Below are 20,269 nucleotides of genomic sequence, written 5' to 3'. Positions count from 1 at the left end.
TGACTGGTCATGGTCATGATGACGGGGTCGCTCGCTGTTCGGGGCACGGTGGTCTGGTTGACGCCCCAGCAGGGCGGGCGAGTGTCCGGGCCGCCCGAGCCGGACTACGACTACGACTACACAGCCACCGCGTTCCTTCCACCACGCACGGCCGAGGACGGGCAGGTCGGCATCGCGCTGCGCCGCTTCGCTCCCGGTGCCTGGCGCTCGGCGGCCGAGGGCATCCTCGTCCCGGCCCAGGACCACCGCGCCCAGCAGGTGGTCCCCGGTTGCATCGTGGTCGTCACCGAAGGAATCCGCCCGGTCGGCCTCTTCACGGTCGACGAGGTCGAGATCCTCGCCCCCGACGGCACCACCGTCCCGGAGCCACGGACGACCACGCCCGTGCCCGCGGCCCTCAGCACTCCGTACCGCCACTCCACGGCCGCTGCTCGCTGGACCACCCCCGAAACCGCGGGCGCCAGTTAACTTCCGCCTCTTTTCGCACCGTTCAGTGACACGATCGCATGCCAGGATGCGATCGACTCAGCTCGCCGTCACCCGGCGACGTCACTCCGCGAAAGGAATCCACGTTGCGCGTCCTCGCCATCCTTGCCCTGGGCACCACTCTCCTCGCCGCCCCGCTCACCGCACAGGCTGCTCCCGCCCCCTCCGCCGACCCGGCCCCGCAGGCAGTTGCCGCCGCGTGGCCCTCCTGCGTGAAGGTCGTCCGCACCAAGCTGAACAACGACGGCTGGAACGACTACAAGTGGGTCGTCGACGTGACCAACAACTGCAACAGCGGGATCAGCTACAACGTGACGCGCAACGGCTCGTCCGACTACGGCTACCGGGACGTTGCCGCCGGCAAGCACGGCAGCACCTACACGGGCAAGCTGTCCTTCGGCCACGACGCGTCCAAACCCGACGGCGTGAAGATGTACTACAAGGGCACGAAGTACACCAAGACGTTCTGATCACCAGCACCTGAAACGGCCGGCTCCCCGATCGGGGAGCCGGCCGTTTCGTCAGCTCAGTAGGCGAACTGGTCCAGTACGCCGAACTTGTCCGCGGCTCCGCCGTTGGACGCGACCACGATCCGGCGGCTGATGGTGTGGTCAGCACCCGCCGGGAGGTCGAGCTTGAACTTGCTCATCGTGAAGTTGCTCTGCGAGTAGCCGGTGAACGCACCCGACGCCGCGCTGTAGACGAGGCCGTAGGTCTCGTTGTCCGGCGTCGTCCCGGACTGCCCGATCCACCGCTTCGCGGTCGGGACCTGGCTGAACGGCCCACCGCTCGTGACCACCGGGAAGCCCGCGACGGCCGAGCGCGAACCCGCGCCGTCGTGGTCGATCGCGTCGCCGGCCCACACCGACAGTGCCGCCCCCGTGCCGTTGGTGAAGGTCGTATCAGCGGTGATGAACGACTCGTCAGGCGTCGCCGTGAAGGTGGTGACGACCTTGAGTTGAGAGTGTTCGGCCGAGGTGCCCTCGACCTGCACGACAGCTTTCTCTCCGGAGTTCTCGATGATCTTCACCTCGGTCGAGCGCACCTGCAGCTGCTGCCACGCGTTGCCACCGGTGGGTTCGGCGGTGCTCACGTACGGCAGGTTGATCCAGTCGAGCTGGTCCGGCTGCCCGGTCAGCGCGAGGTCGAGCACCTTGCCCGTGGACGACGGGCTCAGCTGCGGATCGTTGTAGACCTTCGCGATCGCCATCGCGAGCTTCTTGTTCTCGATCACCACGTCACCCGGCCCGCCCTCGACCAGACCGCTCGGGAGCCGCTTGCCAATGCTCGCGTCGACGTTCACCGGGCTGATCTGCAGGTCGATCCCGGTGGACTCGCCGGTACCGGCCGTGATCTCGCGCGCCGCCGTCCCGTAGCCGAGCTGCGCCACCTGGATGGTGTAGGTGCCCGCGCCGTCCGGCAGCCCGACCCGGTAGTTGCCGGAGGCATCCGTCGTGGTGCGGCCGATCGCCGTACCGTCCTTGACGACGCTGACCGTGGTGCTCGCGGCCGGTGAGCCGTCGGCCTTGACCGTGACCTTGCCGGACACGACCGGCCACGGCTTGGCCGCCGTACCGCCCGGTGTGAAGGCGTACAGGTTGCCGTCGAAGGCACCCGCGACGACGGTGTTACCGCTGACCGCCGGGCCCGCCGACACCCAGGTGCCGATGTTCTGCGACCACAGCGGCTGCCCCGTCCGCGCGTCCAGGGCGTAGAACCCGCCGCTGTTCGCCCCGACGAAGAGGGTGTTGCCCGACAGCGCCGGCGAGGTGAACGATCCACCCCGGTACTGCGAACCCGGCAGCAACTGGTCCCAGATCACCGCGCCGGTGGTGGCGTTGAGCGCCGTCACCGCACCGCTCGGGAAGGACATGTAGACGGTGTTGCCGCTGAGCGCGGCCGCCGACGGCGTCGCTCCGCTGCTGACCAGCGACGGGTGCGTGCTGGTGTAGCTCCAGAGCACCGCGCCGGTCGCGCCGTCGCGCGCGACGAGGCCGTTGTTCGACCCGATGAACACCTTGCCGCCGCCCGCGGTCGGGATGCCGTCCTGCCAGCCGCCGAGGGTGTCGGTGCCGGTCCACAGCTTCTGGCCGGTCTTCAGGTCGTACGCGATCACGATGCTGCCGTCCTGGTTCCCGACGTACACGCGACCGTCGGCGACCGCGGGGGTCCCGTCGCTCATCGTGTTGCCGGCCATCGGCGAGCCCCAGATCCGCTGCCCGGTCTTGGCGTCCAGCGCCAGCAGAATGCCCGCGGCTGCCTCACCGAAGCGGGTCTGGAACGGGAACAGCACCTTGCCGTCGGCAACCGTCACGCCGTAGTACCCGTAGGTGCGCTGGTTGTTGCCCTCCGGCGCGGCTTCCGGATCGTTGCGCCACTTCAGCTTGCCGGTCTTCGCGTCCACCGCGAACAGCGTGCCGCGCAGGGTCGGGACGTAGACCAGCCCGTCCGAGACCGCGACGCTGCCGTGCACCGAGGACGGGACGTCGTAGCTCCACAGCTTCTTGCCGGTGGCGAGGTTCACGGCGTGCACCTCGCTGTTGCCCTCACCGTTCTCGTCCCGCGTCCCGGCGTACACGACGCCGTCGACGATGGCCGGCGAACCGGTCAGGAACGTGCCCTTGGTCCGGTACGACCAGGCCAGCCGCTGCCCGGCCGCGATGTAGTCCTGGGCCACACCACTGTGCGACGAGTCGCCGTGGTGCTGGTTCCAGTCGGCGCCGGCGACCGGCTTGATCGCCTTCTCGTTGGTCAGGGTGAACTTCGAGGTGCCCTTCCAGGTGGCCTTCGACTTGTCGGTCGCCTCCACCTCGAGGGTGTGCTTGCCGACCTTGGCGTTGCCCGGCAGGTCGGCGTACCAGGTGAACTCACCGGTCGGGGCGAGCTGCTTCCAGTTGCCGTTGTCCAGGCGGTAGCGGACCTTCACCGGCGCGTCCGTGGTGTCGTACGCGTTCACCTGGATGCCCGGGAACTTGTCCAGCGGCACCGACGTGCCCGGCGCCGGCGACACGATCGTGAGGTCCTTCTCCGCGCCGTAGATCCGGAACGGGTTGTCGAAGGTCTTGTTGTCCATGTTCACGAACCGGAACCCGCGCGGCGAGTTGTCGATCGTGTACGACGACGAGACGGTCTGGATGTGCTTCGCGGTGCCCGCGAAGTCACTCTTCACCTCGACGTCGTTCGAGTGCTCGTGCCCGACCAGGATCAGCTCGGCCTTGTACTGCTCGAGCACCTTGCCGAACTCGTCGTACACCGACGGCGAACCGAACGGCACGTTCATCGGCTGGTGGGTCAGCACCACGAGATGCTTGCCGCCCTTGACGTTCTGCGCGAGGTCGGCCTTCACCCACTCCAGCTGCTCGGCGAACGGCGCGGCGCCGTTGTTCTCCAGCACCAGGAAGTGCCGGTCGCTGTAGTCGAAGGAGTACCACTCCGGGCCGACGTGCTTGCGGTAGTTGTTGATCCGCGCCGCATACGTCGCACCGGCGGCGTACTCGTGGTTGCCGACGGCCGGCCAGACCGGGACCTTCGAGTTCGCCGTGCTCGACTTGTAGAACTCGAACTCCGCGTCGGTGGCCGAGTTCGTCAGGTCACCGCTGACCTGGATGAACGCGAGGTTCTGCCGGGTCGAGTTGATCTCGGTGATCTGCTCGGGCAGCTGCGCGTTCACGTGCGGGTCGGCCACGTTGCCGAAGGTGAACCCGCCGTCGGCGGACTTCTTGTCCTTGCGCAGACCGAAGTTCACCTCCCGGGTGTCACCGGCGGCGAGCTGGCCGAGGCTGCGGAAGAACTTCGGGGTCATGTTGTCGTCGGTGCCCACCGAGTAGCCCGACGGCTGGGTGACGAAGACCAGGTCGACGTCACGACGCTCGACGTCGGACGCGAAGGAGTAGTGCCCCTTCTTGTCCGTCACGACGAGCTTCTGACCGTCCGAGACGGTCACGCCGGCCAACGGGGTCTCGTTGGTGTCCTGGCGGTTGTCGTTGTCACGGTCCTCGAAGACCGTGCCGGAGATGGTGGCGGCGGGCGCGTCGACCGCGTCCGCGATGACGCCGGTCAGCGGTACGCCGATCACCAGAGCGGCCAGGCCGCCGGTGACGCCGTACAGGATTTTGTGCCGGCGGGTGGCCGGCGGACGATCGCTCGACGCGCGAGGAGAGCCGATCATGCGAGGAAGAACCTTTCTACGAACCAGAAGGTGCCGAAGGCGGCGACGACCCCGGTCGCCGAGCGGACAACCGGAACCGAGACACGGCTCCGGCGGATCAGCAGGACCAGCGGGAACACGGCCAGCAGCAGCAACGCCTGGCCGGTCTCGATGCCGACGTTGAAGCTCAGCAGCGAGACGAGCAGTTCCGGACTGACCTGATCGGTGATCCGCAGCGACCCGGCGAAGCCGAGCCCGTGCAGAAGACCGAAACCGAAGACCACCGGGAGCCGGTGGCGGGTGGAACCCAGCAGGTTCTCGACCGCGACGAACGCGATCGACAGCGCGATCAGCGGCTCGACGACGATCGCGGGCACGGTGATCCCGCCGAGCAGCGTGGAGACCAGCGTGACGCTGTGCGCGACGGTGAACATCGAGGTGACCTGGAGCAGGCTCTTGAAGCTCTGCGCGCCGAGGATCAGGGCGACCACGAAGAGCACGTGGTCGAGGCCGAGCAGGATGTGCTCGACGCCCATCTTTCCGAACTGCAGGCTGGACGAAGCCATCGTCGAGTCGCCGACGGTGAAGTCGTGGTGGCTGCGGTCGAACACGGTCCGGCCGGAGTCGTCGCCGAAGTGGTACTCGACCAGGTTGGTGTGGTCGTCGGCGACCGCCTCGGCATCGCCGAACACGGTGTACTGCAGGCGGAAGGTGCCCTGGTCGCCCGCGCAGGCGTAGGTCAGACCGAGTTCCGCGTACGGCGTACTGGCGCGGTTGCCGACCGATGTGGTGGCCAGCTCTGGCTCGCAGGCGGCGCCGTCCAGGGAGACGATCACGCGGTCGTGCAGGTAGGTCTCCAGCGTCGGCTTGGCATTGTCGAGGGCCTTCGCGCGCTGACCGTCGTCGGTCGCGGGCTCGCCGAGGTCGACCGCGCGGGCCAGTACGGCGTACTCGAGGCTGAGCTGGAAGTTCACCTGGCCGCCGTCCTGCGTGACGGTGGCGTAGCCGGTGGAGGCGATCACGTGGGCGGACGCGGCCGTGGTCCCAGCCAGCGCGAGGGCAGCAAGCAGCCCGAGGAATGTCAGCAGACGACGCATGGGCTGAATCCCACGCGACCTTGATGACTGATCAGGAAACTAATTACCAACAAAACAACATCATCTGAAACTGCCACTCAGTGTTACCGTGGTCACTATGCGTCAATGGCAGCGGATTGTTGCGATCGTCGTAGTGGCCACCCTGGTCTTCGTCCTGGAGGGCTGGATCGCCAGCGCCCAGGCCGCTCCAGCGTTCTTCAAGCAGTGCTCGTACCTGCGGACGGGGGCGAGCGCGCCGGTCCGGCCGCCGTACTCGCTGACGCCGACGGACGGCCTGGTGAAGGTGACGGTGACGACCAACGTCGGCGCGGTCGAGCTGCGGCTGGACCGCGAGAGCGCGCCGTGCGCGGTGCACGCGTTCGGGCACCTCGCGCTCGGCGGGTTCTACACCGGCGCGCCGTGCGGGCGGCTCACGCGCGTGCTGCTGGAGTGCGGACCAGCCGAGGCCGGCTTCCGGTACCCGGCGGAGCTGACCGGCAAGGAGAGCTACCCGCGCGGCACGGTCGCGATGGTGCCGGTCGCCGCCGGGCAGAACGGCGCGCGCTTCTTCGTCGTCCACCGCGACGCGCAGCTGCCGCCGGCGTACACGGTGGTCGGGACGGTGTTCGCCGGGCTCGAGGTGGTCGACAAGATCGTGGCCGGCGGCGGGCGGACCCCGGTGTGGATCACCGGGATCCTCGTCGGTTGAGCCCTACAGGACCGGCAGCAGCTTGTTCAGCTCGAACGGCGTGACCTGCTTGCGGTAGTCCTGCCACTCGACCCGCTTGTTGCGCAGGAAGAAGTCGAAGACGTGCTCGCCGAGCGTCTCGGCGACCAGCTCGCTGTCCTCCATCGCGTGGATCGCCTCGGCCAGGCTGTTCGGCAGCGGCTTGATGCCGAGCGCCCGGCGCTCGCGGTCGGTCAGCGACCAGATGTCGTCCTCGACCTCGCGCGGCAGCTCGTAGCCCTCTTCGATGCCCTTCAGCCCGGCGGCTAGCATCAGCGCGAACGCGAGGTACGGGTTCGCGGCGGAGTCGAGCGAGCGGAACTCGACGCGGCTCGACTGTCCCTTGTGCGGCTTGTACATCGGCACCCGGACCAGCGCGCTGCGGTTGTTGTGACCCCACGAGATGAACGACGGAGCCTCGTCACCGACGGCGAGGCGCTTGTACGAGTTCACCCACTGGTTGGTCACCGCGGTGATCTCGGCCGCGTGGTGGAGCAGGCCGGCGATGAACGCCCGTCCGGTCTTGGACAGCTGGTACTGCGCGCCGCCCTCGAAGAACGCGTTGCGGTCGCCCTCGAACAGCGACATGTGCGTGTGCATGCCCGAACCGGGCTGGTCGCTCAGCGGCTTGGGCATGAACGAGGCGTAGATGCCCTGGCTGAGTGCGACCTCCTTCACGACCACGCGGAACGTCATGATGTTGTCCGCGGTGGACAGCGCGTCGGCGTACCGCAGGTCGATCTCCTGCTGACCGGGACCGCCCTCGTGGTGGCTGAACTCGACCGAGATGCCCATCGACTCCAGCATCGTGATCGCCTCGCGGCGGAAGTCGTTGCCGATGCCCTGCGGGGTGTGGTCGAAGTAGCCCGACGAGTCGACCGGCTCGGGATAGGTGCCCGGGGCGCCGGTCAGCGACTTGAACAGGTAGAACTCGATCTCGGGGTGGGTGTAGAAGGTGAAGCCGAGGTCGGCCGCCTTCGACAGGGTCCGCTTCAGCACGTGCCGCGGGTCGGCGAACGAGGCCGAGCCGTCCGGCATGTTGATGTCGCAGAACATCCGCGCGGTGCCCATCGTCTCGCCCCGCCAGGGCAGGATCTGGAACGTCGACGGGTCCGGCTTGGCCAGCATGTCCGCCTCGGTCACCCGGGCGAACCCCTCGATCGCGGAACCGTCGAACCCGATCCCCTCGGAGAACGCGCCCTCCAGCTCCGCCGGCGCGACCGCCACCGACTTCAGGAAGCCCAGCACGTCGGTGAACCAGAGCCGCACGAACCGTACGTCGCGCTCCTCGAGCGCGCGCAGCACGAACTCCTGCTGCTTGTCCATCGGCGGTTCCACCTCTCTCGACGTACGACATAGCACCGGACCTCACACAGTGTGCCCCGGCAGTGTTAAGCAGACGTTACGTGGCGACTGGGACAACCCTCGCCACAGGGCCTAGGGTTGCGCCGGTGCAGACGATTTTCCACGCCGCGCTGATCGTGGCCGCCCTGCTCTGCATCAGCGACCTGCTGCTCAGCACCGGGCGTTTCGTCCGGTCGCTGCAACGCCGCCGGCCCGCCGAGCTCGACGTCCTCGGGCGACGCTGGCTCCCCATTCCCGAGCTCGGGTACGGCATGTTCGCGTTCTGCTGCCCCGGACTGGTGGCGCTCGGCCTGACCCACGACGACGCCTTCCTGCCGACCAAGCAGATCCTGCTCGCCGCGCTCGTCTTCGGGTACGCCGGGGCGGTGCTCTCGCGCGTCGTCCGTACGCCGGGCCCGGGCGGGCGCCGCTTCCGGCTACGCGCCGGGCTGCTGCTGGGGCTGCCGGCTGTCTTCGGGCTGGTCTTCGGGCTGTCCGGCGTCGCCACCTGAGTCCTGGTTCCGGCGGCGCTGGAACCACGGCACGATCCGCTCCATCGGGGCGAAGGCCAGCCAGCAGACCACGGTCGGCAGGAAGTGGATCAGCAGGATCGCGGTGTTCGCGACGTGGAAGCCGATGAAGAACAGGGCGCCGAGCAGTTGCCAGCGGCCCTTCAGCCAGAGCACCAGCGGCGACAGGAACTCGCCGATGATCCCGACCCACTGCATCACGTGCAGCAGCCACGGGTGGTGCAGCAGCCACTCGCCGACCGGGTGCGGCCTGCGCACGATCGCCCAGGTGAGGACGGCGCTGCCCGGCCAGGTCAGCGCCCAACCGGCGCTGCGGAGCTTGGCGACCGCGGACAGGAAGTACGTCGCGATCACGCTGATCTGGACGCACCGGATCGCCCAGCCGGCCGCCTCCGAGGTGGTCTGGTCGGCGTACACGGAGCCCTTGCGGTTCTTGTTCGGCGCGATCGTCGGGAGCACCCAGAGCGCGACGACGAGCGCGAGGTGGTCGTGATCGACCTTGCCGTCGCTCATCCCGATCAGCACCCACCAGGTGAACGCCGGCGCGACCACCCAGCCCGCGAGCCGCGGCAGCCGGTTGGAGGCGCCGAGCAGGCAGAACACGATCAGTACGACGTACAGGGTGGTCGTGTTCGCGACCGACGGCTTCGGGAGATCGAACAGGCGGGCCAGGAAGAGCGGTTGGTAGAGCCCGGGGTGCTCGCCCTTGAGCCGGGTGTCGCGGACGAACGCGTGCATGTCGAGAATGACGAACAGGTAGAGAACCGTCCGCAGCCAGGCGACGCGCGCCAGGGCGATCTTCGGGGTGAACCAGTTGGCCACCTTGTTCAGCGTGGTGACCGAGCTTTGCTGGGTGTCGCTCATCGGCGCACCTGCCAGGTCGCCATGACCTCAGCCTTCGGCGGCCCGTCGACACGCCCTTCCACCAGCTGCGTGGTGTCCCGGATCAGCTCCAGCTTCACGTACTTCGGCTTGTCCGGGTGCTTGCGCGCCCACCCGTCCGCCACCTGCTGCAGCAGCGAGGGATCCTTCACGATCTCCCCGGTCCGAGCCTCGATCTCCGCCCGGGCGACGCCTGCACCTTCGATGTTCAACGGCACGTCCACCGAGGTCCCCGCATCGGTCTCGGCCTGGATCCGGGTGAACGTGATCGACGCGTCGTCCGGCACGGTCATCGCGTACTGCGACATCGGCCCGAACGGCCACATGTCGTCCGACATCCGCACCGACCCGTTCACCAGCAGCACGATCCCGACCACCGCCACCACGACCCTGACCGTCTTCCCCACCCGGCCCAGCCGCAGCCCATCACCCGTCGTCACGTCCGTCATTACACACCACCACCAGTTCGACCCAGCACCCCGAACATCTCAGCTCCGTCTCGACCCCTCGACCCACCAGAGTTGCCCCATGCGCCTCACCACCCTGCTCGCCGCCGCCGTCCTCCTCACCGCCGGCTGCGGCACCGAGTCGGCCGGCCGAGTCCCCGCCGCGGAATCCGACCCGTCGTCAGCTTGGCCGATCACTCCCGCGGCACCGCCGCCGACGCCGGAGCTGACCCGGCCGGTCTTCCCGACCAAGCTGCCGTCCCGGCCCGCGCTCCCCAAGAGCGCCTACCAGCAACTGACGGTCCACCGGCTGGCCGAGCCGGACACCTCGCTGCGAGCACCCGCTCCGGGCTTCGCCCAGGTCGTCTTCGCCTGCGACTACGAGGAGTGGAGCCCGCAGGAGCAGCAGCACGCCGTGCAGCCGATGCCCGCGAACGACAGTCGGGGTGACTACCTGAATGCCAGGATGGCGACGCGGACCACGGAGGCGCTGGGGAGCCACGGGGATCCGATGGCGGCGGACTACTCCGCGCGGGTGTTCACCAAGGACTCGTGGCCGACGCGCAAGCTCGTCAGCACGTACGACGTGGCGCGCGGCAGTCTGACCCGGGCCAACGTGGTCGCGGCGCGCAACTTCTACGCCGCCGGCTGCTCGGCCCAGTACGTCGCTCCGCTGCTGACCGGCGTACGGGTCAGCATCTACGCGCCGTGGACCTGGAAGCTCTGAGAAGATCCCGCCATGGCGACGATTCAGGAAGTGGCGGAGGCGTTCTCGCGGCACCGCTTCTCGGAGGTGTACCCGTTCCTGCACCCGGAGGTGACCTGGACGCTGGTGGGGGCGGCGAAGCTGCAGGGGCACGAGCAGGTGGTGCAGGCGTGCGAGAACGCGCTGGCGGGGCTGGCGCGATCGACGACGCAGTTCCTGCGGTTCAAGACGATCGCGAACGCCGACTCCGTCGCGGTGCACGCAGTGGCGCGGTACGTCGACGCGAAGTGGCAGTCGTCGTTCGTCTCGTCGTGCGACCTGTACGAGTTCACGCAGGGACATCTCACCTCGATCACGTCGTACACGGTGGAAGTCGATCCCGACACAATCACCTAACAAGGGGAACCCGCCCGGCGGCGCCGCCATCTACTGAGACATGAGCCGTCGACGGTGGTGGGCCCGGGCCCTGGTGGTGGTTGCCGCGTCAAGTGCCGCGCTGGTCGTGGCACCCTCGCCGCAGGTCTTCGCGGCGCCCAGCCCGGCGACCGAGCAGGTCGACTCGCTCGCGATCGACTACCAGGTCGACCGCGACGGCGTCGTCCAGGTCACCGAGACGATCGTCTACCGCTTCGGCGAGACGTCGGACCGGCACGGGATCTACCGCGACCTCGTGGTCCGCGAGCCGAGCGGCGACGACCAGGACCGCCGGTACGACGTGACCGACGTGCACGTCACCAGCCCGACCGGCGCCGACACCATCGTCGAGCAGGAGGACATCCAGCTCGGCAGCCCGCGCACGAAGGCGGTCCGGCTGTGGATCGGCGCCCCGGAGAAGACCGTCACCGGCGACACCGCGACGTACGTGCTCAGCTACCGGCTGCACGGCGCGATCCGGTCGTTCGCCGACCACGACGAGCTGTACTGGAACGCGACCGGCCGAGGCTGGACCGCTCCTCTGCAGCAGACCACCGTCACCGTCGAGGTCCCCGGCGGCGTCACCCGAACGGCCTGCTACGCCGGGACGGCCGGCGCCCGGACTCCCTGTACGACGGCGAAAATCACCGACGGCCGAGCGACGTACACCCAAAGCAAGCTCGCACCGGGCGAGCAGCTGACCGTCGTGTCCGCGATCGAGCTCGGCCAGGTCCGCGCGGACACCGCCATCCTCGAAGACGCCGCCGGCCCGACCTCCCCCGGTCTGTTGAAGCTCCTCGGCGGCCTGCTCGCGCTGATCGTCGCCGTGGCCGCCGCCCTCGTCCTCTTCTTCCGCTGGAACCGCAGCGGCGCCACCGGCAAGCCCGTCACCTCGCCGCCGCCGATCAGCGTCGCCGAGTCCCGTCTGCTCACCCACGGGTACGTCGACGCCGAAACCACCCAGGCCACGCTGCTCGAGCTCGCCCTGCTGGGTGCGGTCCGGCTCGACACCGAGGACAAAGGCGACACCCTCGTCACCCTGGTGACCCCTGCCGCCACCCGACGTCCCCACCACCTCGCGCTGCTCAAAGGCCTGTTCCCCACACTCACCCCAGGTGCCACGCTCTACCTGCAGCACCACCGCCGCCCGCTCGACGCCCAGGCCGCGATGATCCGCGCCCTGCGGACCGAGGTCGCTACGTCGGGCTGGTTCGGCCGACTCCCGACCCGCAAGCCGCCGGTGGTCAGGCGCAAGCTCCAGTTCGTCCCGATCTTCCTCAGCGCGCTCGGCCTCGCGCTGCTGGCGTTCCTCGCGAGCGCGATCAGCACCGAGATCTCGGGCCGCCCGCTCGACGGCATCCTGATCCTCGCGCTGGTCGTGATCGCGTGCATCGGCCTGTACGTCGTCCGCCGGGCAGCGACCCGCGGCCGGCTAACGCACTCCGCGCGCGACCTCGTCCGCGACCTGCGGTCGTTCCAGCGATACCTGACCACGGTCCGCGCCGAGGACCTCTCCGACGGCAAGCTCGCCGAGTTGTTGCCGTGGGCCATGGTGCTCGACCGCGGCGACCGCTGGGAGGAGCTCATCGCCGGAGGTGACCCAGTCAGCCTGTTCAGCTCGGTCGGGATCTTCCGGGTCGGCCGGTTCCGTCGCGGCGTCGCGGCGTTCATGGCCGGCAGCCTCGTCGGCGGATCCAGTACGGCGTACGCCGGCGACAACAGCTGGCGCTACGGCAGCGACACCGGCAACAGCAGCTCGGGCTTCAGCGGCAGTGCCGGCGCGGGCGACGGTGGTGGAGGCGGGGGCGGCGGCTCCTGGTGATCAGCCGTCCAGACGAGTGAGGTGCAAGGCCACCGGGCTCGTCGTACCGATCCACACCAGCTGGGCCTGCGCGTCGAACGTCGTCACCGACCGCAGGCCCGGCACCCCCTCGAACGTCCCCTCGATCGGCCGCGGCAGCAGGTGCTCGAGCACCTCGGCAAGCTCCGGCCCGTCCTGCCACTCGACGCGAGCGGTCGACGGGTTCGTCTGCCACAGATCCACCCAGCCCGCGGCGTCCTCACCGAACAACCGGGTCCGCAACACACCGGCGACCAGCCCGAGCAGCGTTGCCGCGGGGGTGGCAACCAGGTTGAGCAGGTGCCGTTCGTCGTCGGACAGGTCCGCCAGCGTCGGCTGGTCGGCAAGGCTGAGGTTCACGTCGTACTCCGCGCAGGTGGTTCCGGATGGTCTGCGGATCGTCGGTCACCGCCGGACCGCCGGACGACTCGACACGCCGGTGCGGTACGTGATCCTGCGAATCAGCAGCTCGAACGGCCCGCGATAGTTCGCGCTCCGCATCCGGTCCGCGAGGACCACGGTCAGCATCCAGGCCGCCGTCGCGAGCAGCGCTGTCGTTGCCACCGTCAACGTGTCCGACAGGTCGAGCAGGTACGGCGTGAAGACCACCGTCCACACCACCGACTGCATCAGGTAGCAGGTCAGCGATCGTTGCCCCGTCGCCGCGATCGCCTCGATCACCCGGCCGCGCCGGATCCGCGTCGCGATCAGCACGATGAGCGCGGCGTACCCGAATCCACCGAGCGTCCCGCTCGCGTCGTGCAGCGGCCCGACCAGACTGAGCGTGTCCCCCGTCGGCTGGTCGATCACCCGCGCCAGCGTCAGCGCGACCGGCTGCGCACCCAGTACGGCGATCGTGATGCCCACGACGGCCGTGGCCTTGAGCAACCGAAGGTGCTCGGCCGGCCGCTCCAGGATCCGCCGACGGCCGGCCCACAGCCCGATCAGGAACGGCGGCAGGAACCCGATCGGCCCGAGCAGCGCGATCACCGGGCTGACCAGGATCCGCTGCGAGAACTGCGTCCAGAGATCCGGCGGCAGCATCGAGGCATCCGGTGCGTCGGCACTGATCGACAGCGACGTGTCGCTCGGCAGCGCGGTCAGCGCCAGCACGAGGAACGCGCCGACGAACAGCCAGCGGTCCTTCCACCGGATCGCCCAGACGCCGAGGAACAGCAGCACGCCGTACGCCGCGAGGATGTCCCCGACGTACAGCAGCATGGCGTGCAGGAACCCGAGGACGACGAGCACGGCGCTGCGCCGCCAGAGCAGGAACCGGGTCGCCCACGCGGTCCCGGTCTGCCGGCGGACGATCTGCGCGACGCCGTACCCGAAGAGCAGGCCGAACATCGGGAACGCCCGCCCGTCGACGAAAGTCGCGATCAGCCAGGTGACGGCGCGGTCGATCGCCGAGCCGTCCTGCGGGAAGCCTCCGAGCACCGAGGGGCCGCGCAGGAAGTAGTGCGAGTTGGCCAGCGCGATGAACAGCAGCATGAAGCCGCGGGCCAGGTCAGGACCCAGCGCGCGCTCGGTGACAGCGGTCGGTCCTTGCTCGGTGGTGGTCACCTTCTCAGTGAATCGGCAGCGGCCCGGCCGGTCGTCGGCGAAAAGTATTCCGGGCCGCAACCTTGGTCGCCGGTTAAGACTTCGCCGAGTCGCTTCGGGGCACGTCGGGAACCCAGTAGGGTGCACAGGTGCCTCAGCTCCGGCTTGCTCTCGCTCAGCTCGACGTGACGGTCGGCGACCTCGACGCGAACGCGGACAAGATCGTCTCCTGGGCCCGCGGCGCGGTCGAGCGCGGCGCCCACGTGGTCGCCTTTCCCGAGCTCGTACTGACCGGCTACCCGGTCGAGGACCTGGCCCTGCGCGGCTCGTTCGTCGACGCGTCCCAGTCGAAGGTGCAGACGCTCGCGCAGCGGCTGGCCGACGAAGGTCTCGGCGACGTCGTTGTGGTGTGCGGCTACCTCGACCGCGCGGCCGGTACGGCGATGGGCGTCGACCGGCTCGGCCGGCCGAAGGGCTCGCCGACGAACTCGGCCGCGGTGATCCACCAGGGCCGCGTCGTCACCAGCGCGGTCAAGCACCACCTGCCGAACTACGGCGTCTTCGACGAGTTCCGGCACTTCGTGCCCGGCAACACGTTGCAGGTCGTCCGGATCCACGGCATCGACGTCGCGCTGGTGATCTGCGAGGACCTGTGGCAGGACGGCGGCCCGGTCGCGGTCACCCGCGCCGCCGGTGCGAACCTGCTGCTGGTGGTCAACTCCTCGCCGTACGAGGCGAACAAGGACGACGTCCGCGGTGAGCTGGTCGCGCGCCGGGCCCGCGAGGCCGGCTGCGCGCTGGCGTACGTGAACCTGGTCGGCGGCCAGGACGAACTGGTCTTCGACGGCGACTCGCTGATCGCCGATGCCGAGGGCAACGTGTTCGCGCGGGCACCGCAGTTCGAGCAGGGCTCGATGATCGTCGACCTCGACCTACCGGCCGCGACGGCGATCCCGGTCGCCGAGCACGAGGGCATCGAGATCGTGCACACCGTGCTGCACGAGGAGCCGCTGCCGGCGTACGAGCCGATGGAGGCCGCGATCGCGCCGCGGCTGTCGGACGAGGCCGAGATGTACGGCGCTGTCGTGCTCGGGCTGCGCGACTACGTGCGCAAGAACGGCTTCAAGTCGGTGCTGCTCGGGCTGTCCGGCGGGATCGACTCCTCGCTGGTCGCCGCGATCGCCTGCGACGCGGTCGGTCCGGAGAACGTCTTCGGGATCTCCAACCCGAGCATCTACTCCAGCGACCACTCCCGCGACGACGCCGCCGAGCTGGCCGCGCGGACCGGACTGAACTACAGGGTGATCCCGATCCAGCCGATGGTGCAGCCGTTCCTGGAGACGCTCGGGCTGAACGGGCTCGCCGAGGAGAACCTGCAGGCGCGCGTCCGCGCGGTGATCTGGATGGGGCTGTCGAACGCCGACGGCCACCTAGTACTTGCCTGTGGCAACAAATCGGAGCTGTCGGTCGGGTACTCGACGATCTACGGCGACTCGGTCGGCGGGTTCGCGCCGCTGAAGGACGTGCCGAAGACGGTGGTCTGGCGGCTGGCCAAATGGCGCAACGCCGACGCCGCGGCGAAGGGCAAGCAGCCGCCGATCCCGGAGAACGCGATCGCCAAGCCGCCGTCGGCCGAGCTGCGGCCCGGGCAGGTCGACACCGACTCGCTGCCGCCGTACGACCTGCTGGACGACATGCTCGACGACTACGTCGAGCAGGACCGCGGCAGTGCCGAGCTGGTCGCCGCGGGGTTCGAGCCGGAGCTGGTCAGCAAGGTGGTCCAGCTGGTCGACAAGGCGGAGTACAAGCGAAGGCAGTATCCTCCGGGTCCCAAGATCACCCACAAGGCGTTCGGCCGCGACCGGCGGCTCCCGATCACGAACGCGTGGCGTGAGGACGCCAGAAAGGCTGCCGACAACTGAGTGGATCGTGGCGGAACCGCCCTTCTTCCGACGCTCCTTGGGACAGCCCGTTCGACGAGCACCCCGGGCACTCCGGCGTGCCCGCGGATGCTGTGAGCGATCCCTCATCGACAGCCGGTGGCGCTCACCCTCCGCAACGGTGGGACGATGAGGGCATGGTTGACAACTTCATGTCGGCCGGTACCAACGGCGACGCCGACGACGAGCTGCCGGCGCCGTACGGGACCGGACCGAAGAACCGGACAACCGAGGAGCACCACCGCTCGGACTACGGCTACGCCGACGACTCAGGCGACAGCTGGCGCGACCGCTCGACCCTGGAGGGCCTCGACCCGTCCCCGTCGCTGCCCAACGCCCCCCGCACGTACGAACGCGGCCCCGTGCCCCAGCAGCCGTACGTACCGAAGCCGCCGTTCCTGCCTGCCGAGGACCGCGGCTACCCGAGCCAGTACGCCGACCCCCAGCGCCAGTACGACGACCGCCGACCGGCGCAGTACGACCCGCGCGAGAGCGGGCGCGAAGCCGGGCGCGAGAACGGCCGGGGCTTCCCGCCGGAGCCGGGACGCGATCCCGCCCGCGATGCAGGGCGTGACCTCGGTCGGCCCTTCCCGCCTGAGCCTGGTCGTCTGCTTCCGCCCGAGGGGCGTGAGTCTGCCCGGGACCTCGGGCGCGATCCGGCGCGCGAGACCACGCGCGAGATCCCGCAGGAGTCGGCGCGGTACGACGAGTCGCCGTTTGCTCCTTCGGCGTACCAGGAACGGCCGCCGGCTCCTCCTCAGCCCGGGCGGCAGCAGAGCCCGTTCGCACCTCAGCAGGGTGAGCCGCCGCGTCGTGCGCCCGAGCCTCCTGCCAACCGTCAGGCACCGCCGCCGCAGCAGGGGACTCCTCCGCAGCGCCCGGCCGGACCTCCGCCAGGCAACGGCTCCAACGGCCTCACCCAGCACAGCAACGGCACTCCGGGCAACGGCTGGAGCGGCAGCGCTCCGACCCCTCCGCCTCCCCCGCCGTCGAACGGGCTCACCAACCGCCCGTCCCCCAACACCCCGCCGCCCGCACCAAGCAACGGCTCCGCGAACGGCAACGGCCAGCCCGCCCCCAACCCCCTCGGCTCCAGCAACGGCACGGCACTGGGCACCAGCAACGGCCTCGGCTCCGGGACCAGCAACGGGCTGAGCTCCGGCAGCGGCTTGGGCTCCGGGACGGGCAACGGCTCGGACTCCGCCAGCGGCTTGGGCTCCGGAGGCAACGGTTCGAGGTCGGGCAACGGTCTGAGCTCTGGCAACGGCCTCGGCTCCGGGTCGGGCAACGGGCTGGGCTCCGGCAACGGCAGCACCTCGGGTAACGGCCACAGCGACAGCAACGGGCTGAGCAACGGCGCCAACGCACCCGGCAACGGGTACCCCGCGCAGCAGTCCACCGGCATCCAGCCCGCCATCCAGGCGTCCATTCCCACGCCTCCCCCGCCAGGCGCCCAGCAGCGCCCGCCGGCCAACCGCCCGCCGGCGCAGCCCCCGGCCGCGCAGCAGAACGCAGCGGTCAACGGCTACCCGACCGACCCGAGCGCGGAGTACGAGAGCAACCACCCGGAGACCCGCCCGGAGCAGCCCCGCGCAGAGGGCCGCCCGGAGATGCGCACCGAGGGTCGCCCGCTCGGCGCCCGCCGCCGTGCCGACGTACAGCAGGACGCCCCGAGCCAGGTGAAGGCCGAAGCCGCCATCTCCCACCGAGCCCGCCGCGCCCAGCCCGGCGGCAACGCACCTGCGCCGCAAGGCGTCCAGGGCCAGCCCGGCGTCCAAGGCCAACCCAGCGCTCAGCAGCCCGGCGCTCACCAGCCCGACGCCCAAGGCCAGCCCAGCGCTCAGAACCAACCCGGCCCGCAGGGCCAGTCCAGCGCCCAGGGCCAGTCCAGCGCCCAGGGCCAGTCCGGCAACCAGCGCCAGCCCGGCACATCAGGCCCGGCCCAGCCGACAGCACAGCAACCGGCCAACGTCACCAACACGACCCCGTCCGACCCGTCCAACTCCGGCGTCCTCAACACCCCCGGCGCAACCGGCCCGGGCACGACGGGCCTCGGCGCGACCGGCTCTGGCGCGACCGGCCCCGGCGCGACCGGTACTCCGGCCGACGGCAGCAAGCGTCCGCGCAAGTACCGCATCCACCACCTGCGCGACATGAAGAACCGCGGCGAGAAGTGGGCGATGCTCACGGCGTACGACCAGTACACCGCCGAGATCTTCGACGACGCCGGCATCCCCGTGCTGCTGGTGGGCGACTCGGCCGCCAACAACGTCTACGGCTACGAGTCGACCCTGCGCGTCACCGTCGACGAACTCATCCCGCTGGCCCGCGCGGTCGCCACGGCGACCCAACGCGCGCTAGTCGTCGCCGACCTCCCGTTCGGCTCGTACCAGGGTTCTCCCGAGCAGGCGTTCCACACGGCCGTCCGGTTCATGAAGGAGGCGGGCGTCGCCGCGGTGAAGCTCGAAGGCGGGCGCACCGTCGTACCGGCGGTCGAGAAGCTCACGCAGGCAGGCATCCCGGTGATGGCCCACATCGGCTTCACCCCGCAGAGCGAGCACGCCATCGGCGGCTACCGCGTGCAAGGCCGAGGCGACCAAGCAGCAGGCCTCATCGACGACGCGGTAGCCCTCGCCGAAGCCGGCGCCTTCTCGGTCGTCCTTGAGATGGTCCCCGGCGACGTAGCCGCCGAGGTCACCAAACGCATCCCGATCCCCACCATCGGCATCGGCGCGGGCAGAGACACCGACGCCCAGGTCCTCGTCTGGCAAGACATGGCTGGCCTCCGCTCCGGCCCCATGCCCCGCTTCGTCAAGCAGTACGCCGACCTGCGCACCATCCTGACCACCGCAGCGACGACGTACGCCGCCGAAGTCACCAACGGCACCTTCCCCACCGAAGAACACACTTTCTGACCGCCGTTGATCGACACGCTGTTCTTCGACGGCGACAACACGCTGTGGAACTTCGACCAGGTGATGCGCAGATCCCTGCACGCCACCCTGGCGAAGCTCCGCGAGCACCACTCAGCCGCTGAGGCCCTGACGGTCGACGACCTGATCGCCGACCGTCAGGCCGTCGCCGCCGAACTCAACGGCACCGAGCTGAATCTCGAACGCCTCCGCCTGGCGGCGTTCCAACGGACTCTCACCCGCCTCGGCCCACCTGACCCGTCGCTGGCCGCCGAGCTGAACGCGTTCTACCTCGAGCGCCGGTTCGCCGACATCGAGCTCTACCCGGACACGATCCCGGTCCTGCGAGCGCTCGGTACGTCGTACAGGATCGGCCTGCTCTCCAACGGCAACAGCTACCCAGCCAAGGCCGGGCTGGAGGAGCTGTTCGACGTCGTGCTGTTCTCGCAGGACCTCGGCGTCGCGAAGCCGGATCCTGCGGCGTACCAGTTGGCCGCCGAGAAGGTCGATCGTCCGCCGAGTGCGATCGCGATGATCGGGGACTCGCTGCCGAACGACGTGACCGGTCCGCAGGCCGCCGGCTGGACCGGGATCTGGCTCAACCGTGACGGCTTTCCGTGTCCGGACGGGCATGCGCCGGATGCCGCGCTCGGCGATCTGCACGAGCTTGCCGACGTACTGCGGAGCTGACGACTACTGCCGCACGCGGTAGTCGAGGACGACGATGCCGGACGTGAGTGCTGTGCTGCTGGTGAGCTCGAACTGAGTGGTCTCGAGGTCGCGGTAGAGCAAACCCTCCGGCCCGCCGTGGCCGATGATGAACGGGTGGACCCAGAGGCGAAGGCGGTCCAGGAGGCCGGCCGCGAGCAGCGTGCGGGTGACCTCACCGACGCCGAACTGGACGATGTCGCCGCCGGGCTCCTGCTTCATCGCGGTGACGGTCTCGACCAGGTCGCCCTTGATGACGTGGCTGTTGGTCCACTCCGGCGCGGTCAAGGTGCTGGAGGCGACGTACTTCGGCATCGTGTTCATCTTGTCGACCAGCTCGCTCGCGGGCAGGTTCGGCCAGACGCCGGCGAAGCTCTCGTAGGTGTGCCGGCCCATCAGGATCGCCGAGCAGCCGAGCACCAGCTCGTTCTGGATCCGGTTGCCCTCCTCGGTGAACCCACCCGTGTCCGGCCAGTTCTGGGGGTTCTCGATGAATCCGTCGAGGCTGATGTAGGTGGAGTTGACGATCTCGCGCATGGTGTTCCTTCCCTCGGCTGACGACCTCC

Annotated in this window: 18 protein-coding genes; 10 read left to right on the top strand and 8 right to left on the bottom strand. The window is 69.5% G+C overall.

All coding sequences use genetic code 11. The features are described 5' to 3' along the window. The first annotated feature begins 9 nt into the window (after nucleotides 1–9). Together ACYVIO_RS20850 and ACYVIO_RS20845 are read left to right on the top strand one after the other, a co-directional pair. A complete protein-coding gene (locus tag ACYVIO_RS20850) occupies nucleotides 10–468 on the top strand; it encodes a hypothetical protein (protein ID WP_460652509.1) in 459 nt (152 codons plus the stop codon). 104 nt (nucleotides 469–572) lie between these two features. Further along, nucleotides 573–956 carry a hypothetical protein gene (locus ACYVIO_RS20845; RefSeq protein WP_460652508.1) on the top strand — a complete coding sequence of 128 codons (384 nt, stop codon included), beginning with the start codon at nucleotides 573–575 and terminating at the stop codon, nucleotides 954–956. A 56-nt stretch (nucleotides 957–1,012) separates the two neighbouring features. On the opposite strand, the gene ACYVIO_RS20840 is transcribed toward ACYVIO_RS20845, so the two are convergent. Both ACYVIO_RS20840 and ACYVIO_RS20835 read right to left on the bottom strand, forming a co-directional pair. Further along, nucleotides 1,013–4,654 carry an outer membrane protein assembly factor BamB family protein gene (locus ACYVIO_RS20840; RefSeq protein ID WP_460652507.1) on the bottom strand — a complete coding sequence of 1,214 codons (3,642 nt, stop codon included), beginning with the start codon at nucleotides 4,652–4,654 and terminating at the stop codon, nucleotides 1,013–1,015. Continuing rightward, the gene (locus ACYVIO_RS20835; protein WP_460652506.1) at nucleotides 4,651–5,730 is read right to left on the bottom strand and encodes a HupE/UreJ family protein; all 1,080 of its coding nucleotides are present in this window, start codon (nucleotides 5,728–5,730) and stop codon (nucleotides 4,651–4,653) included. Before ACYVIO_RS20835 ends, ACYVIO_RS20840 begins: the two co-directional genes overlap by 4 nt. 97 nt (nucleotides 5,731–5,827) lie before the next feature. On the opposite strand from ACYVIO_RS20835, the gene ACYVIO_RS20830 reads away from it, so the two are divergent. After that, nucleotides 5,828–6,418, top strand: coding sequence for a peptidylprolyl isomerase (locus ACYVIO_RS20830; RefSeq protein WP_460652505.1), 591 nt, complete (start codon nucleotides 5,828–5,830; stop codon nucleotides 6,416–6,418). 3 nt (nucleotides 6,419–6,421) lie between these two features. Here the strand turns inward: ACYVIO_RS20830 and glnA are convergent, their stop codons facing one another. Continuing rightward, a complete protein-coding gene (glnA, locus tag ACYVIO_RS20825) occupies nucleotides 6,422–7,762 on the bottom strand; it encodes a type I glutamate--ammonia ligase (RefSeq protein ID WP_460652504.1) in 1,341 nt (446 codons plus the stop codon). Between the two features lie 125 nt (nucleotides 7,763–7,887). On the opposite strand from glnA, the gene ACYVIO_RS20820 reads away from it, so the two are divergent. Then, nucleotides 7,888–8,292: a hypothetical protein gene (locus ACYVIO_RS20820; RefSeq protein WP_460652503.1), complete on the top strand. Its 405-nt coding sequence runs from the start codon at nucleotides 7,888–7,890 to the stop codon at nucleotides 8,290–8,292. Here the strand turns inward: ACYVIO_RS20820 and ACYVIO_RS20815 are convergent. Further along, nucleotides 8,218–9,174, bottom strand: coding sequence for a hypothetical protein (locus ACYVIO_RS20815; protein WP_460652502.1), 957 nt, complete (start codon nucleotides 9,172–9,174; stop codon nucleotides 8,218–8,220). The genes ACYVIO_RS20820 and ACYVIO_RS20815 overlap by 75 nt on opposite strands. Then, nucleotides 9,171–9,641, bottom strand: a complete 471-nt coding sequence (locus tag ACYVIO_RS20810) for a hypothetical protein (protein ID WP_460652501.1) — start codon at nucleotides 9,639–9,641, stop codon at nucleotides 9,171–9,173. The genes ACYVIO_RS20815 and ACYVIO_RS20810 overlap by 4 nt, the downstream gene beginning before the upstream one ends. A 79-nt stretch (nucleotides 9,642–9,720) precedes the next feature. Here ACYVIO_RS20810 and ACYVIO_RS20805 point away from each other — a divergent pair, with 79 nt between their 5' ends. Genes ACYVIO_RS20805 through ACYVIO_RS20795 form a run of 3 tightly spaced genes read left to right on the top strand, consistent with a single transcriptional unit; the run spans nucleotide 9,721 to nucleotide 12,580 of the window. After that, nucleotides 9,721–10,365 carry a hypothetical protein gene (locus tag ACYVIO_RS20805; protein WP_460652500.1) on the top strand — a complete coding sequence of 215 codons (645 nt, stop codon included), beginning with the start codon at nucleotides 9,721–9,723 and terminating at the stop codon, nucleotides 10,363–10,365. Between the two features lie 12 nt (nucleotides 10,366–10,377). Then, nucleotides 10,378–10,740 (top strand): nuclear transport factor 2 family protein, encoded by a 363-nt coding sequence (locus ACYVIO_RS20800; RefSeq protein WP_460652499.1) that lies wholly within the window; start codon nucleotides 10,378–10,380, stop codon nucleotides 10,738–10,740. Between the two features lie 40 nt (nucleotides 10,741–10,780). Further along, nucleotides 10,781–12,580, top strand: coding sequence for a DUF2207 domain-containing protein (locus tag ACYVIO_RS20795; protein ID WP_460652498.1), 1,800 nt, complete (start codon nucleotides 10,781–10,783; stop codon nucleotides 12,578–12,580). Here ACYVIO_RS20795 and ACYVIO_RS20790 read toward each other — a convergent pair whose 3' ends face one another. Both ACYVIO_RS20790 and ACYVIO_RS20785 read right to left on the bottom strand, forming a co-directional pair. Then, the gene (locus ACYVIO_RS20790) at nucleotides 12,581–12,958 is read right to left on the bottom strand and encodes a hypothetical protein (RefSeq protein ID WP_460652497.1); all 378 of its coding nucleotides are present in this window, start codon (nucleotides 12,956–12,958) and stop codon (nucleotides 12,581–12,583) included. A 45-nt stretch (nucleotides 12,959–13,003) separates the two neighbouring features. Further along, nucleotides 13,004–14,164, bottom strand: a complete 1,161-nt coding sequence (locus ACYVIO_RS20785) for a DUF418 domain-containing protein (protein WP_460652496.1) — start codon at nucleotides 14,162–14,164, stop codon at nucleotides 13,004–13,006. Between the two features lie 128 nt (nucleotides 14,165–14,292). On the opposite strand from ACYVIO_RS20785, the gene ACYVIO_RS20780 reads away from it, so the two are divergent. The 3 genes from ACYVIO_RS20780 to ACYVIO_RS20770 all read left to right on the top strand — a co-directional run bounded on the left by ACYVIO_RS20780 (nucleotide 14,293) and on the right by ACYVIO_RS20770 (nucleotide 19,685). Next, nucleotides 14,293–16,065: an NAD+ synthase gene (locus ACYVIO_RS20780; protein WP_460652495.1), complete on the top strand. Its 1,773-nt coding sequence runs from the start codon at nucleotides 14,293–14,295 to the stop codon at nucleotides 16,063–16,065. A gap of 155 nt (nucleotides 16,066–16,220) precedes the next feature. After that, on the top strand, nucleotides 16,221–18,998 hold the full coding sequence (panB, locus tag ACYVIO_RS20775; protein ID WP_460652494.1) for a 3-methyl-2-oxobutanoate hydroxymethyltransferase: 2,778 nt from the start codon (nucleotides 16,221–16,223) through the stop codon (nucleotides 18,996–18,998). A gap of 6 nt (nucleotides 18,999–19,004) precedes the next feature. Beyond that, nucleotides 19,005–19,685 carry an HAD family hydrolase gene (locus tag ACYVIO_RS20770; protein ID WP_460652493.1) on the top strand — a complete coding sequence of 227 codons (681 nt, stop codon included), beginning with the start codon at nucleotides 19,005–19,007 and terminating at the stop codon, nucleotides 19,683–19,685. A gap of 3 nt (nucleotides 19,686–19,688) precedes the next feature. On the opposite strand, the gene ACYVIO_RS20765 is transcribed toward ACYVIO_RS20770, so the two are convergent. Then, the gene (locus tag ACYVIO_RS20765) at nucleotides 19,689–20,240 is read right to left on the bottom strand and encodes a dihydrofolate reductase family protein (RefSeq protein WP_460652492.1); all 552 of its coding nucleotides are present in this window, start codon (nucleotides 20,238–20,240) and stop codon (nucleotides 19,689–19,691) included. Between the last annotated feature and the right edge of the window lie 29 nt (nucleotides 20,241–20,269).

The sequence above is a fragment of the Kribbella endophytica genome, from assembly GCF_054781295.1.
The sequence above is the reverse complement of the archived record's forward strand: the minus strand, read 5'-3'. Positions and strand labels throughout refer to the sequence as shown.

Excerpts from the sequence above, each read along its gene's own strand:
- ACYVIO_RS20850 (WP_460652509.1), top strand. The coding sequence starts at position 10 with ATGGTCATGATGACGGGGTCGCTCGCTGTTCGGGGCACGGTGGTCTGG.
- ACYVIO_RS20840 (WP_460652507.1), bottom strand. The coding sequence starts at position 4,654 with ATGATCGGCTCTCCTCGCGCGTCGAGCGATCGTCCGCCGGCCACCCGC.
- ACYVIO_RS20835 (WP_460652506.1), bottom strand. The coding sequence starts at position 5,730 with ATGCGTCGTCTGCTGACATTCCTCGGGCTGCTTGCTGCCCTCGCGCTG.
- ACYVIO_RS20830 (WP_460652505.1), top strand. The coding sequence starts at position 5,828 with ATGCGTCAATGGCAGCGGATTGTTGCGATCGTCGTAGTGGCCACCCTG.
- glnA (WP_460652504.1), bottom strand. The coding sequence starts at position 7,762 with ATGGACAAGCAGCAGGAGTTCGTGCTGCGCGCGCTCGAGGAGCGCGAC.
- ACYVIO_RS20815 (WP_460652502.1), bottom strand. The coding sequence starts at position 9,174 with ATGAGCGACACCCAGCAAAGCTCGGTCACCACGCTGAACAAGGTGGCC.
- ACYVIO_RS20810 (WP_460652501.1), bottom strand. The coding sequence starts at position 9,641 with ATGACGGACGTGACGACGGGTGATGGGCTGCGGCTGGGCCGGGTGGGG.
- ACYVIO_RS20805 (WP_460652500.1), top strand. The coding sequence starts at position 9,721 with ATGCGCCTCACCACCCTGCTCGCCGCCGCCGTCCTCCTCACCGCCGGC.
- ACYVIO_RS20800 (WP_460652499.1), top strand. The coding sequence starts at position 10,378 with ATGGCGACGATTCAGGAAGTGGCGGAGGCGTTCTCGCGGCACCGCTTC.
- ACYVIO_RS20795 (WP_460652498.1), top strand. The coding sequence starts at position 10,781 with ATGAGCCGTCGACGGTGGTGGGCCCGGGCCCTGGTGGTGGTTGCCGCG.
- panB (WP_460652494.1), top strand. The coding sequence starts at position 16,221 with ATGGTTGACAACTTCATGTCGGCCGGTACCAACGGCGACGCCGACGAC.
- ACYVIO_RS20765 (WP_460652492.1), bottom strand. The coding sequence starts at position 20,240 with ATGCGCGAGATCGTCAACTCCACCTACATCAGCCTCGACGGATTCATC.